13 protein-coding genes are annotated in these 13,325 nt (G+C 56.3%); 6 read left to right on the plus strand and 7 right to left on the minus strand.

Going from position 1 to position 13,325, the window contains the following annotated elements:
- The first annotated feature begins 59 nt into the window (after positions 1–59).
- Both V2154_RS06855 and V2154_RS06860 read left to right on the plus strand, forming a co-directional pair.
- Positions 60–1,709 (plus strand): methyl-accepting chemotaxis protein, encoded by a 1,650-nt coding sequence (locus tag V2154_RS06855; protein ID WP_353501595.1) that lies wholly within the window; start codon positions 60–62, stop codon positions 1,707–1,709.
- Between the two features lie 56 nt (positions 1,710–1,765).
- Positions 1,766–2,266 carry a GNAT family N-acetyltransferase gene (locus V2154_RS06860; RefSeq protein WP_084674052.1) on the plus strand — a complete coding sequence of 167 codons (501 nt, stop codon included), beginning with the start codon at positions 1,766–1,768 and terminating at the stop codon, positions 2,264–2,266.
- 12 nt (positions 2,267–2,278) lie between these two features.
- On the opposite strand, the gene V2154_RS06865 is transcribed toward V2154_RS06860, so the two are convergent.
- Positions 2,279–2,881 carry a cupin gene (locus V2154_RS06865; RefSeq protein WP_353501596.1) on the minus strand — a complete coding sequence of 201 codons (603 nt, stop codon included), beginning with the start codon at positions 2,879–2,881 and terminating at the stop codon, positions 2,279–2,281.
- A 246-nt stretch (positions 2,882–3,127) separates the two neighbouring features.
- Between V2154_RS06865 and osmE the strand changes: the two genes are divergently transcribed.
- Positions 3,128–3,460 (plus strand): osmotically-inducible lipoprotein OsmE, encoded by a 333-nt coding sequence (gene osmE, locus V2154_RS06870; RefSeq protein WP_034789322.1) that lies wholly within the window; start codon positions 3,128–3,130, stop codon positions 3,458–3,460.
- A gap of 118 nt (positions 3,461–3,578) precedes the next feature.
- Here osmE and V2154_RS06875 read toward each other — a convergent pair whose 3' ends face one another.
- A complete protein-coding gene (locus V2154_RS06875) occupies positions 3,579–5,306 on the minus strand; it encodes a potassium/proton antiporter (protein ID WP_353501597.1) in 1,728 nt (575 codons plus the stop codon).
- A gap of 214 nt (positions 5,307–5,520) precedes the next feature.
- Between V2154_RS06875 and V2154_RS06880 the strand changes: the two genes are divergently transcribed.
- On the plus strand, positions 5,521–5,721 hold the full coding sequence (locus V2154_RS06880) for a hypothetical protein (protein WP_034789351.1): 201 nt from the start codon (positions 5,521–5,523) through the stop codon (positions 5,719–5,721).
- 82 nt (positions 5,722–5,803) lie between these two features.
- Here V2154_RS06880 and V2154_RS06885 read toward each other — a convergent pair whose 3' ends face one another.
- Positions 5,804–6,388 carry a nuclear transport factor 2 family protein gene (locus tag V2154_RS06885; RefSeq protein WP_353501598.1) on the minus strand — a complete coding sequence of 195 codons (585 nt, stop codon included), beginning with the start codon at positions 6,386–6,388 and terminating at the stop codon, positions 5,804–5,806.
- A 136-nt stretch (positions 6,389–6,524) separates the two neighbouring features.
- Here V2154_RS06885 and V2154_RS06890 point away from each other — a divergent pair, with 136 nt between their 5' ends.
- Both V2154_RS06890 and V2154_RS06895 read left to right on the plus strand, forming a co-directional pair.
- A complete protein-coding gene (locus V2154_RS06890; protein ID WP_353501599.1) occupies positions 6,525–7,391 on the plus strand; it encodes a LysR substrate-binding domain-containing protein in 867 nt (288 codons plus the stop codon).
- Between the two features lie 98 nt (positions 7,392–7,489).
- Positions 7,490–8,083, plus strand: coding sequence for a GNAT family N-acetyltransferase (locus tag V2154_RS06895; RefSeq protein ID WP_353501600.1), 594 nt, complete (start codon positions 7,490–7,492; stop codon positions 8,081–8,083).
- 752 nt (positions 8,084–8,835) lie between these two features.
- Here the strand turns inward: V2154_RS06895 and V2154_RS06900 are convergent.
- From V2154_RS06900 to V2154_RS06915, 4 genes are read right to left on the minus strand one after another with little or no spacing between them, the layout of a single operon-like run.
- On the minus strand, positions 8,836–9,813 hold the full coding sequence (locus V2154_RS06900) for an ROK family protein (protein WP_353501601.1): 978 nt from the start codon (positions 9,811–9,813) through the stop codon (positions 8,836–8,838).
- Positions 9,810–10,676 carry an ABC transporter permease gene (locus V2154_RS06905; protein WP_353501602.1) on the minus strand — a complete coding sequence of 289 codons (867 nt, stop codon included), beginning with the start codon at positions 10,674–10,676 and terminating at the stop codon, positions 9,810–9,812. Before V2154_RS06905 ends, V2154_RS06900 begins: the two co-directional genes overlap by 4 nt.
- Positions 10,676–11,596, minus strand: a complete 921-nt coding sequence (locus V2154_RS06910; protein ID WP_034789358.1) for an ABC transporter permease — start codon at positions 11,594–11,596, stop codon at positions 10,676–10,678. The genes V2154_RS06905 and V2154_RS06910 overlap by 1 nt, the downstream gene beginning before the upstream one ends.
- Before the next feature lies 1 nt (position 11,597).
- Positions 11,598–13,124 carry an ABC transporter substrate-binding protein gene (locus V2154_RS06915; RefSeq protein ID WP_353501603.1) on the minus strand — a complete coding sequence of 509 codons (1,527 nt, stop codon included), beginning with the start codon at positions 13,122–13,124 and terminating at the stop codon, positions 11,598–11,600.
- Positions 13,125–13,325: the final 201 nt, after the last annotated feature.

Consider the following 13,325-nt stretch of genomic DNA (forward strand, 5'->3'; position numbering starts at 1 on the left):
ATTTCTGTCATTTCCCACGAGTAAAATTCTGCCTACCCTAAAAATTATGCAGAATAATCATGAAATTAACTTCCCCTTTCTTTAAAGCTCATGGCCTTTTCAGCACAGTATTCCGCACAGCTTTCACATCTCGCCCAAGAGGTATTCTTTTTGGGGTAATTTGCGTTATCACGCTATTTTCCGCCTTGCAGCTCTTCTCGACCCTTATCCTCACCAACATCCTGCAAGATGCCCGCCAAAACGTCATTGCCACCGAAAGCCTGCGCCAGCAGCAGGCGGTGATGGACAAGGCGCGCATGGAGCTGCTGATCGCCAGCGATAAGCTCAACCGCGCGGGGATTTATTTCATGCAGGACAAAGAGACGGGTTCAGACGGCAGTTGGCACAGTCTGATGGAGGAGTCGCAGGCCGCGCTGGCCGCGTCTGACAAGGCTTTCAAGCGGTTTGCCACCATCACCGGCGGCTTGCAGGGCGACGCGCAAAAGGCGGCTTCTGAACTTCAGGCCAGCTACCAGATGTTCTACGACGGGCTGCGCGAGCAGTCTGACGGCCTGCAAAAAACTAATACCATTGATTCCTTCTTTAATGTGCCTATTCAGGCGTTTCAGGATGATTTCAGCGACAAATATTATCGCTACCTGAGTGTCAATGAGCAGACGGCAGTCTCGCTCAGCGACCATCTGCTGGCGGCGCTGTCACAGGCGAAATCTCTGTTCCTCGGCGCATTGGTGCTGCTGGCGGTGATTGCCTTTATGGTCTGGCGCGGCATTACTCGCTGGGTTATCAGACCTTTACAGCAGCTGATCGCCCACATTCGCGTGCTGGCGGCCGGGGATTTATCCGAGCAGATTGGCGGCAAAACCCTGCGTGTCACCGAGGTTTACCAGCTCAATCAAAGCCTGAGCGAGATGCAAGCCGGGCTGCGCAGATTGATTAGCGAAGTGCGCGACGCCTCGTCGCATATCATGGTGAACATTAATGAAATCGCCTTAGGTAATGAGGAGTTGTCAGCCCAGGCCCTGAAGCAGCGCGATGAGCTGGCCGCCGCCAACCAGCACATTAGCTCCCTGACCGAGCGCGTGAAAGACAACGCGCAGCACGCCCATCAGGCCAGCCAACGCGCCGAGCAGGCCCAGCAGGTGGCAACCAGCGGCGGCGACGTGATGCACAAAGTGGACACGGCGATGAAAGAGATTGTCAGCCAGTCCGCCGAGATGAGTAACATTGTGGCGATGATAGACAGCGTGGCGTTCCAGACCAATATTTTGGCGCTCAATGCCGCCATTGAAGCCGCTCACGCCGGGCAGCACGGTCGCGGTTTTGCCGTGGTGGCGAAAGAGATTGGGCTGTTGGCGCAAAAAAGCAGCCATTCGACGCGCGGCATTCATCAACTCATCGAAGATTCAATGGCGCAAATCGGTCGCGGCTCAACCTCGGTGACGCACTTGGGTAAGAGCTTAAATGAGATCATCACCCTTTTTAGCGGGCTTAATACGCTGGTGGGCGAAATTTCTGACGCCACCCAACACCAGCGCGAAAGCATTCACGAAGTCTCCGAACGTATTGTCACTTTGACCCAGGTTACGCAGCAAAACAGCCAGTTGGCGCAGCAGGCGGCCAGTTCGTCGCAGGAGTTATTGGCGCAATCGCAACGTTTGGAGAGGGCGGTGTCTAGATTTGGTTTGGGCGAAATTCAGGCTGCGGCTTGACAGTCAACGGGGGAATCGACAAATTAGTTGCCCTGATTGCTTAAAACGGTTTTCCCATGACTGAGACTTCATCTCCATCCAACGCCTGTGCTGTGAAGATTGCCAACCTTGCGGATGTTCCCCAGTACCTCGAGGTGATCACAGAATACCTGCATGGCGAATGGTCTGCTTTTCCGCACTGGGCCCAGAAAGAGTATATTCGTCAGCGACTTACCCAGAGACTTGCCAGCAAAGGCCGCCAGTTCGTGCTGGTCGCTTTTGATGAGAATAACGAGGTTGTCGGCACTGCCGGCGTGATGCGCTATGAGCTGGACGACGTGGCCGAGCGCAAATATTGGCTGGGCGAAGTCTTTACCCGCCACCACCTGCGCGGCCGTGGTATTGGCTCCGCCTTGATCAATGCCAGCATCGAGCGCGCGCGCGCGGCGGGTGTTGATACCCTTTGGCTTTATACGCCGGACCAAAAGGGACTTTATTCCCGTCTTGGCTGGCAGGAAGTGGAAACACGCGAAGTGGACAACGAGCAGGTCACGGTTATGCAGCGCCCGCTGCGCTAATCCTGCCTGACCTTATTTCGCCGCGTGCCAGTAATGCATACTTCCTTCTGAATGGCCGGTGACCGGATCGCTTTCCGGCATCGGCACTTGGTTAATCGCCTTGATTCGCTCCGCCATCTTCTTCGGCTCATCGTGGCACAGGTCGGCGGTGACGTTCGGCGGATAGGCGCCCACCAGCATAAAATTGTCATCCGCTGAAATCTGTTTGTGGCCGACGCCGGCCGGAATAAGCAGCACATCGCCAACATTAACCTCAATGATCTTGCCTTTCTCTCCCCCCAGTTGCAGCTTGGCCGCGCCTGCGTACACGCCGACCACTTCATGGGTATTAGAGTGAAAGTGGGTGAAAGGGTAGACCGGGTAGCGCCACTGCGGCGGCCAGCCGTTAGCGCGGAACAGATGTTCAAGGTATTCGGCGTTGTCAGCCACTTCTGGCGGGATAACGTGATGATAAATCAGCACCGGCAGCTTGCTGTTGGGCACGCCACCGTCCGGTTTGCCGGTATGTAGGATCTCCACGGCGACCTCCCGAGGTTGGGCTTTAAGGGTTAAAGGTAAGGGCAGCAGGGCGGCAACGCTGAGTAAAGTACAAAATCGACGTCTGTCCAAAGCCATTAGCACTGCTCCTTGTTACAAAAGAGAAACCAATAACCCTAAGTTCAAGGGTTTACTTCCTTCATTTATAGAACAAAGTGGCTGCTTTCACATCAGCTGAACGGCAATGTCGGCTATTCTTTAACCGCTCTTATCAGAAAAAGCCTAATTAGCCGACTTATTCACATATAAAAGTCATATTAACTGGCGAAATTGACCGTTTCTTCTAGTCTTAACTAAACATAAGCACTTCAGGAGAAAGAAGTCATGAATAAGAAGATGTTAATTATTGTTGCTACAGCGGTATCAGTCCTTGCTGGGTGTCAGACTTACGATCGCGCAGCGAGCTATGTCAAAGAGCCTGTGGTCAGCGACGTTAAAGTCGGTATGACCAAAGCGCAGGTTCGTGCTCTGGCGGGTCCACCTTCAACTGAAGCGACGCTGGTCCATGCTAAAGGGACTTGTCAGACCTACGCCGTTGCGCCACGTGATGGTAAAGCTCAGACTTACTTCGTCAGCTTTAACGACACAGGCCACGTAATGAATAAAGGCTACCAGTCTTGTTCTGATTACGACAAAGACCCACAAGCCGGCCAATAACGGTTGATTTAGCGGCTAGTTTGCTGGCCGCTAAAGAAGAAAACGCCTGTCAGGTTTAACCTCACAGGCGTTTTTTTTATGATTTTTTTGGCGGGAAGTTTAGCAGGAAGCCTGTTACTTAGGCTTTTTCGGTCACAATTCTTACCCCGACTTTGCTCACGTCTTTGCCATCCATCTCGGCAATGGTCCAGGTTAAGCCGTCCCATTCAATATGGTCACCAATAACCGGCTCGCCGCCCAACAGCTGAATAACGAAGTTGCCCAGTGACAGGGATTTATCCACCGAGTCATCCAAATTCAGGCCATAAAGCTGTGAAATGGCGTCCAGCGGGGCATCGGCTTGCAGGATAAAGTCACCGAAGAATCTGTCATCCAGCACCACCGCGTTGCTGTCGCTAAACAGCTTGCCCAGCTCTGGCAGGTCTTTTTCCTGCCCAATCACGCAGAGAATATCCCCCTCTTTCAGCCGCGTGCTGCCCGTGGGGTGCAGCATCTCAGTGCCGCGAAACAGGGCGGCAATGCGCGTTTCAGCGGGCATTTTCAGGTCACGTAGCGCCGCGCCCACGCACCATTTCTCAGAACCCAGCTGGTAAATAAACTGTTCCCAATTGCTGTACACGTCGATATCCAGCCCCACGCGGGAAATTGGTGTCGGCATCGGCGGCACGATCACCTTAGCTTTCTTGGCGGCAAAGCCCAGCGAGGTGCCTTGCAGCAGCAGGGAAACCAGCACCACGAAGAAGGCCACGTTGAAGTACAGGTTGGCCTGCGGGATGCCCGCCATCATGGGGAATACCGCCAGAATCACCGGCACCGCGCCGCGCAACCCGACCCACGAAATAAAGAAACGCTCGCGCAGGGTAAAGTTTTTGAACGGGAACAGCCCGACGAATACCGAAAGCGGGCGGGCAACCAGAATCATCCACAGAGACAAGGCCAGCGCGCCGGCGGCAATCGGCAGCAGATCGCTTGGCGTCAGCAGCAAGCCGAGCACCAGGAACATGCCGATTTGGCTCAGCCACGCCAGCCCGTCGAAAGTCTGCATAATGCCGTGGCGGTTGCGGATCGGCATATTGCCCAGCACCAGACCACAGAGATACACTGCCAAAATTCCGCTGCCGTCCATCGCTACCGTCAGGGCATAGACCATCAACCCGCCGCTGAAGGCCAGCAGGGGGTATAAGCCGGTGGCCAGAGAGATTTTGTTGATCAGCTTATGCAGCAGCCAGCCGCCGCCCAGCCCGAAGAAAATGCCCAAACCAAATTGCTGAATCACGTCGAGAACGAACATCCAGCTCAGTCCGTGCTGGCCTTTGGCAATCATGTCGATCAGGGTGATGGTCAGGAATACCGCCATCGGGTCGTTACTGCCTGACTCAATCTCCAGCGTGGCGCTGACACGTTCGTTTAAGCCTTTGCCGCCAATCAGTGAGAACACCGCCGCGGCGTCGGTGGAGCCGATGATCGCGCCAATTAACAGGCCTTGAATCATATCGACTTTAAACAGCCAGGCCGCCGCCATGCCGGTTAATCCGGCGGTAATGAGGACACCGACGGTGGCTAGCGACAGGGCGGGCCAGAGGGCCACGCGAAAGGAGGAGGCCCGGGTGCGCATGCCGCCGTCGAGCAGGATCACCGCCAGCGCCAAGTTACTGACTAAATAGGCCGCCGGATAGTTGTCAAAGGCGATGCCGCCAATGCCGTCAACCCCCGCCAACATACCGATGGCGAGAAAAATGACCAAAATGGGAATTCCGAGGCGGGAAGAGAGCGAACTGAGCAGAATGCTTGCTGCTACCAACAGGGCGCCGACGAAAAAAAGTGTGTTGATAGTGCTTGCGTCCAAAATGCCTTCTCCTGCTAATGCGCCGATAAAACCTGATTAAGCCAGTATGCCATTGACTCACGTATTAATTTATCAGGAAAAAGTTATCGTCGCTGAAGGAATATTCAGATATTTATTATTCGAACTCTGGCGGAATAAAACTATGCTTAATACTGAGCTCATGGAACCTGATATGAGCATCCGGCTTCAGTTTGATCACCAGAAAGAGGAACTTATGAGCGAATTTACTGGCATCCATCGCGAAGTCCTGAAAGACGGCACTATTAAGCACGTACTGGTGCGCGATAAATCTGGCCATGAACAGGCCAAAGCGGCGAAAGACTATATCTCTGAGGGCATTCAGCCCGATTTAGACGACCTGCCGGAAGTCTCGGCGGGCAGCGAGTACCCGAAAACGGGCAAAGGTAACGGCTAACTTTCTTCTCTTGCTTAACGCAGCCCGCGCCGCTGCTGGCCGCGCGGGCCTGCCATCTCTGTTTCAGAACAACTTTACCTCGCTACTCTTTCGCCTCAGCCAGCCACTGTTTGCCTTTGGCTTTCATCTCTTGTTCCTGCTGGCTAAATTTGGTGGCGAACACCCGTTTCACTGGGAAACCACTCTTCTCCAGCAGATAGGCTAGCGCCGCGTATTCGCGCGGATATTTCTCCACCGTGGCCTGATCGATATCCACCACGCCGACTGGGAAGGTGAAGTTACCCATATCGTAAATCGACTGGCGCTTAACAATGCGCCACACACCGTCGCGCTTCTCAACTAAGTCATAGAAACGGTTATGACCGTTACAGCCCAGCCCCAGCGAGGCATTTTCGCCAATAATAATGGCATTGGTTTCGACAATCGCCCGATCGCCATTAAAGGTGATCACCGGCGAGCCAATCACATGCTTGGTGCTGAAGCCAGAATTGCCCATTTTCTGTGACCCTTTGACGAATTCGCTGAACAGCCCTTCAAACCATGTGACTTCAATAATGCCGTCGTCATGGAACAATTCGAGCAGTTGATCCCACTCAGCTAAATCGCGATGTATCCAGCCGGTCATTAGGTCGGCAATGTCTTGGCGGTCTTGCAGTGTATTGCTCATGGTGCTGCTCCTGATGATTCGTTGCTTAGTCATTTTCTGCTGACAGCATCGGCGTCTAGAGCCATCAAAACAAATAGTTTAAATTGAGCTATTAATCATTTTAGTTGATGAGTGCTAAAACATGGATTTGCGGCAAATGCGTTACTTTCTTACGGTCGTTGAAGAGGCTCATTTTGGCCGTGCCGCCCAGCGTCTCAACATTGTGCAGCCTGCGCTGAGTATGCAGATTAAAGCCTTGGAAGAGGAGGTGGGCGGGGTGCTGTTCCTGCGCACCACGCGCAAGGTGGAGCTGACCGAGGCCGGGAAACTATTCCGCGCCGAGGCTGAACTGGCCGTTGCTCAGGCCGAGCGGGCAAAAAGCGTGGTGCAGCGCGCCCTGCGTGGGGAAACCGGCAAGGTAAGGATTGGCTTTGCGGGCAACGCGGTATTCACCGGCAAGCTGCTGGCGGATATGCGCGCCTTCACCGCCGCCTATCCGCAGGTGGAGATTGAGCTGCAAGAGCTGGCCCCGCAGTGGCAAAGCGAGGCGATTCTGGCGGGCAAAATTGATGTCGGCTACTGCCCGGCAATGGGCATTGAGTTTGACAGCCAACTGAGTACCGAGATGATTGGCGACTGGCCAATGGTCATCGCGCTGGCAAAGGATCATCCGTTGGCGTGCCTCGAACTGCTCACCCGACAGATGATTGCCAAAGAGCCGCTGATTGTCTATTCCACCGGCAAAGCTAATGACGGACAGTTGGCGCAGTTGGAGCGAGCCTTGGGGAGTCCGCCGTGCATCGCCCATCAGGTTTCAAGCACGCTGAGCGTCTTGATGCTGGCGGCCGCCGGACAGGGGATTGCGCTGGTGCCCTCGACGTTCGAACAGGTGCCGCTGCCGGGTCTTTTATACAAGCCGCTGGATAACTTCAGCCTGCGCGCCAATATGATTTTGCTGCATCGCACGCAAGAAACCACGGGTTCGGTCAAAGCCTGGCTGGCGCTTACCGGTGAGAATAAGTGAGTTAAATCAGCCTTGTAAGTATAAAGAAATTCCGTATAACGGTTATGTTACTGCGAATTACTGAGTCCATTAACGGCCACTTGGCTACAAGGAGAGTTATGCAAGAGTTTATCGTCCCTGTTATCACTCCCACGATTGAAATCACCACGCCGCGCCTGATCATGCGCCAATGGCGCGAAGAGGATCTGGAGCCTTTCGCCGAACTTAATGCCGATCCACGCGTGATGGAGTTTTTCCCTTCGGTTATGACCCGCGAAGAGAGTGACAACTTGGCCGAACGCTGTAGCGCCTTGATAACCGAACGCGGCTGGGGCATCTGGGCGCTGGAGACGCGCGACGAACACAGGTTTATCGGTTTCCTCGGCCTGCACACGCCGGGCTATCAGCTGCCTTTCAACCCCTGCGTCGAAGCCGGTTGGCGTCTGAGCGCCGAGTCATGGGGCAAAGGGCTCGCCAGTGAAGCCGCGCAGGCCGCCCTAAAGGTAGGTTTCAACCAGCTCGACCTGCATGAAATCGTCGCCTTCACCGCGCTGATAAACCTGCGTTCTCAGGCAGTAATGAAGCGCATGGGGATGACCTGTGACCCTGCGGAGAATTTCAATCACCCGGTAATAGCCGAGGGGGACAGACTTCAAGAGCACTGTCTTTATCGCCTGCGGCGGGATGATTGGGCGGCTGCCCAAAGCCGCTGAGATTTTTGCGTTGGCATGCAGACTGGCCCCTAAGGTCAAAACCGTGGGCTCGCCGCCCATACGGACCTGAAGGTCAAAACCTTGCGTTGCCACGCAAACTGGCCCAAAGGGTTTTAAACGAAACCCTTTGGAATCCTGCGTTTTTTTGCTGCTGGAAGATCGAGGCTGCGCAGGGTCGGAATGGACATGTTTCAGTCGCTTTGGTGACAGCCGCGAAGAGCCGCCGCTTAGGCGGTTCCCTCGCTGCGGGATTACAACCCGCGTAAAAAGCCACGCGGTTTTCCACCTCTTGCTCGGCGTCACTTCTGAACGCGACCTACTGGCTTATCAACCGAACCTTTTCAGTAGGGTTTGTTTAAGCTTTGGGTTTGCTCCTCCCCCTGGTAAGGGGGAGGTTGGGAGGGTGTATTGCAGCAAACTCAGCGGCTTGTGTGAGAAATACCCCACCCCAACCCTCTCCTAAATAGGGGAGGGAGCAGCACTCCACTGAAACGGCACGGTCGAGATGCCTCAAAACCGCAGTCAAAAATGGCGCTGAGCGAACGGTTCGAGACCTATGGCTCGAAGCCTGAAGCGAAGGCACCGCCTAAGCGGCGACATTCTTTATTGATAAGGAGGGCGGTGGAGAACGAAAGTACCTGAAACACGTCCGCCCAACGAGCGGAGCGCGCAGTAAAGAGCCGGGGATTCTCAAGGGGCGCGGCGATAGGCGCCCCTTGAGGCCGGTGTGGCGGCAGCGCACGCTGTTGACCTTAAAGCGTCTGGCGTTCGCTCAAACGCCCCAACACGCTTGCCCCAATCATCCCACCATTGCCGCCAGCGCCAGCAAACTTGCCAGTGACGACCAGAGGTTCCGGGTAGCGATGCAGCACGCCGTGGCGGACGGCCAGATCTAGCGCGGTGATCAGGGGGATGGCGTTGGCTAAGCCGCCGCCGACCACGATTTTAGAGGGGCCAAGGATGTTGACCAGCAGCGCCAGAGGTTCGGCGACCAGTTGCAGCCAGGCTTGGATGGTTAAATCTGAGTCCGGCTGGCCGTTTTGCCAGCCGTCGACGATTTGCTGGCTGGTGCGATCTTGCTGATTAAGATGCTGATGCAGGCGCTCCAAACCGCGCGCGCCGCCGAGTATATCCAGACAGCCGTGCTGGCCGCAGGCGCAGGGCAAGCGCGGGATATGGTAGGTCTTGCCATTGATCGGCAGCTCGGTGCGGGTGATTGCGCCGTGGCCCCATTCGCCGGTGACGCCGCCGTGACCGCGCACCAGTTGGCCGTTGATCACCAGACCACCGCCAACGCCGGTGCCGAGAATAATTCCCGCCACAATCGGCTGATTCTGCGCGTTTCCGGCGTAGGCTTCCGCCAGTGCAAAACAGTCGGCGTCATTGGCGGCGCTCACCGGGCGCTGCAAGGCGAGGCTGAGATCGGCCGCCAGCGAGCGGCCGGTAAATGCCGGAATATTGGTTGCCAGTAGCTCACCGGTTTGTGGCGACACTAGCCCCGCCGTGGAGATAGCCAGCGGCGTGTCGGCAGGGTAGTCCGGCGCGTACTGGGTGATCAAACCTTGTACGGCGGCAACGAAAGCATCCCACGAGGCGGTCGGGGTCGGCACCTTGCCAAACTCCTCCACTTCGCCTGAACGCGCGGAAATACCAAACTTAATAAATGAACCGCCGATATCGGCACAAAAAACCGCCGCGTCAGCTGACGCAGCGGAGAAAGGTTTGCTCATGAGCGGGTATCCAGTAAATCGCGTAATCCATCGCCCAGGACGTTAAATCCGAGCACCGTCAGCATGATAGCCAGACCGGGGAACAGCGAAAGGTAAATATTTATGCCGAGGAAGTTTCGGCCATCGCTCATCATAGTACCCCATTCCGGCATGGGTGGCTGCACGCCTAGGCCAAGAAACGAGAGGCTAGCTGCGGCCAAAATCACCGTACCGGCAGTCAGGGTTGATTGGACAATAATCGGCCCGACGGCGTTGCGCAGAATGTAGTGCACGATAATCCGGTAGTGTGACAAGCCGAGTGCCTGCGCTGCCTCGACGTATTCCATCTGCTTTAGGCCGAGAGTCAGGTTGCGGCTGAGGCGGGCATAAACCGGAATGGCGAACAGCGAGATGGCAATCAGCAAGTTGACCAATCCGCCGCCCAGAATGCTGACCACCAAAATCGCCAACACGATGCCGGGGAAGGCAAACAGCATGTCCATAAACCACATGATGACCATATCGACATAGCGCCCGACCATCCCGGCGATCACCCCCAGCGGGATGCCGATAAGCATCGCCAAACCGACGCTCAGCACCACTTCGATAATGGAAATCCGCGCGCCGTAAATTACCCGAGCGAAAATATCACGACCATAGTCGTCGGTGCCAAACAGGTGGTCCGCCGAAGGGGCGAGGAGGGTATCAATCAAGTCCTGCGCGTAGGGATCGTGACGGGTGAGCCACGGCGCGAAAATACCGACTAAAACAATCGCGCCGACAATCAGACAGCCAAAGGTCACCGCCGGATGACGCCATAACCAGCGGAAGAACCGCAGCGTGCGCGGCTTGCGACGGGGTAGTTGCGTGATAATGGCAGACATTAATCGAACCTTATTTTTGGATTCAAGAAGGCAATCAACAGCTCGCCGAGCAGATTCATCACCACCACGCCGCACACTGCGACCAGCGCCACGCCCTGAATAACCGGGTAATCGCGATAGCGCACCGAGTCCACCAACAGACGCCCGATGCCCGGCCAGTTAAACACCGACTCGGTGACCACCGCGCCGCCAATCAGGCTGCCGAAGTTGAGGGCGACAATGGTGACAATCGGGATCAGCGCGTTGCGAAACGCGTGGCTGCAATAGATGGTGACGGCGGACAGCCCTTTGGCGCGCGCGGTGCGGATGTAGTCCTCCGACAGCACGTCGAGCATGCTCGAGCGGGTCATGCGCGCCATCACCGCCATAGGTAACACCGCCAGCGTCACCGACGGCAGGATGTAACTCTTCCACGAGGTCGCGCCGAGCAGCGGCAGCCAGCCGAGCGACACCGAGAAGTAGTTCATCGCCATCAGCCCGAGCCAGAAGTTAGCAATAGAAGCCCCGGCAATCGCCAGCAGCATCACGCCGTAGTCCGGCCAGCGATTGCGATACACCGCGCCAATCATCCCGGCGGGGACGCCAATCACCACCGCCAAAAAGTAGGCCAGCACGGCGAGTGCTAGCGTATAGGGCAGGCGCTCGCCGATCTCCTGCGTCACGGGCTGCTGCGACTGCAGGGACAGCCCGAGATTCCCGTGCAAAACGTCGGTGGCAAAATGCACGTACTGGGTGACGATCGGCTGATCCAACCCAAGGCGCACGCGCATATTGTCCACCGCTTCCTGCGTTGCTTCCGGCCCGGCCATCAGGCGCGCCGGGTCGCCCGGCAGCGCGCGGATAGACCCAAAAATCAGCATCGACACGCCGATCAGAATGACCGGGAAGGCGATGAGTTTTTTTGCCAGATAAGCTTTCATATCAACCCTTATGTGCGTCTTTTACAACAATCTGACCGCCCGGAACCATGGTGACGCCGGACACGCCGGTGCCTGTCGCAAACAGGTCATTCTGGTAGTACAGCAGCACTTGCGGCGCCTGCTGGTTGATCTCTTTCTGCGCCTCGACGTAGATGGCGTTGCGGGCGTTTTCATCCTGCGTTGACGCCGCCTTGTCTAGCATTTCATCCAGTTTAGGGTCGTTGAAGAAGCCGAGGTTGGCACCGCCCGGCGCAAAGCTTTTGCTGTAGTAGAGTGGGCGAAGTTGCAGATCCGCGCCGTTAACGCCGGAAGACCAGGACGCCAGCACCGCGCCGGTGTTATCGGCCTTTTTGCCTGCCTGATCGGCAAAGGCGGCTTTGGCCCACACGCCGCTTTCCATCTGGCGGACGTCCAGCTTGACGCCAATTTTCGCCCACATGCTTTGCAGCACTTGGCCGATACGCGCGTCCTGCCCCTGTACGGCAATCGACATAGTAAAGCCGTTCGGCAGCCCAGCCTCTTTCAGCAGCGCCTTGGCTTTCTCCAGATTTAGCGGGTACGGATTGAGGGTTTTGTCATAGCCCGCCGTCACAGGCGCGAGAGGCGAGTTAGCCGGAATGGCGAAGCCGGACATGATGGCGCGCACCAGACCCGCGCGGTCGGTGGCGAAGTTCAGCGCCTGACGCACGCGCACGTCATCTAACGGCTTAAGGTCGGTGTTGAGCGCCACCCAGAATACGGCGGAGCCAGGGCTTTCATGCAACTGGAATTTAGGATTGTTTTTCAGCACGTTGGCGAACTGCGGCGGCACTGGGTTAATCACGTCAGCTTCGCCCGCCTGCAGGGCCATGTTCATTACCGACGGCTCGGCGCTCCAGGTCCACTTCAGGTCGTCCGGCCCGCTGGTCTTATTCCCCCAGTAGCCCGGATATTTCTCTTCCAGCACGAATTCACCGGTTTTGTACTGCACCATTTTGTACGGCCCAGTCCCCACGGCTTTGCTATCCAACGTGCCGGCTTTGTCGGCGGTTGGGCTGACCATCAAGGACGCGCCGGTCGTCAGTAAATTGAGGAAGGCGGGATAAGGCTTCTTCAGGGTGAACAGCACCGTCGAGTCATCCACCTTGGTGACGCTTTCGAGGAAGGTGCGCAGGCGCCCGCTGGCCGCCAGACCGCGCTTGGCGTCGAGGTGGCGGGCGAAGTTGGCCACCACGGCATCGGCATTAAACGGCGTACCGTCGTGGAAAGTCACCCCGCTGCGCAGCTTAAAGGTCCACTTCAGGCCGCTCTCATCGCTGCTCCACGAGGTGGCGAGCGCCGCCTCTGGCTTCAGCTCGGGCGACATGCGCAGCAGACCTTCATACATCGGGTCCAGCACCGTACCAGTAAAGGTCGCCGTCTGGTTGCCGGGGTCCATGCTGCGCGGCGCTTCGTTCTGCATGATGGTCAGGGTGGCCGCGTAGAGCGGGGAGGAAAGTGCGGCAAGCAGCGCCGTACTTAGTAGAGTTAATCGCATTTTGCTGTTCATCGTATTTCCTCTGCCCAAAATACCCGTCATCTTTCGAACCGCAGAGGCGTTGGCTGCTCTCTCTCCCGAATCACTTAACTGTGTAAGTGATTCGGAATTCGTTCGTTCGCCGCCTTTCTGCACGCCGAAATCTTTCGGGTATTACGTGTAATTGATTAAAAGGTGATTCGAAAACATCAAAAACAGTGTGAACGTTTTTTT

Origin of the sequence: Ewingella sp. CoE-038-23 (assembly GCF_040419245.1) — a bacterium.
Taxonomy (GTDB): domain Bacteria; phylum Pseudomonadota; class Gammaproteobacteria; order Enterobacterales; family Enterobacteriaceae; genus Ewingella; species Ewingella allii.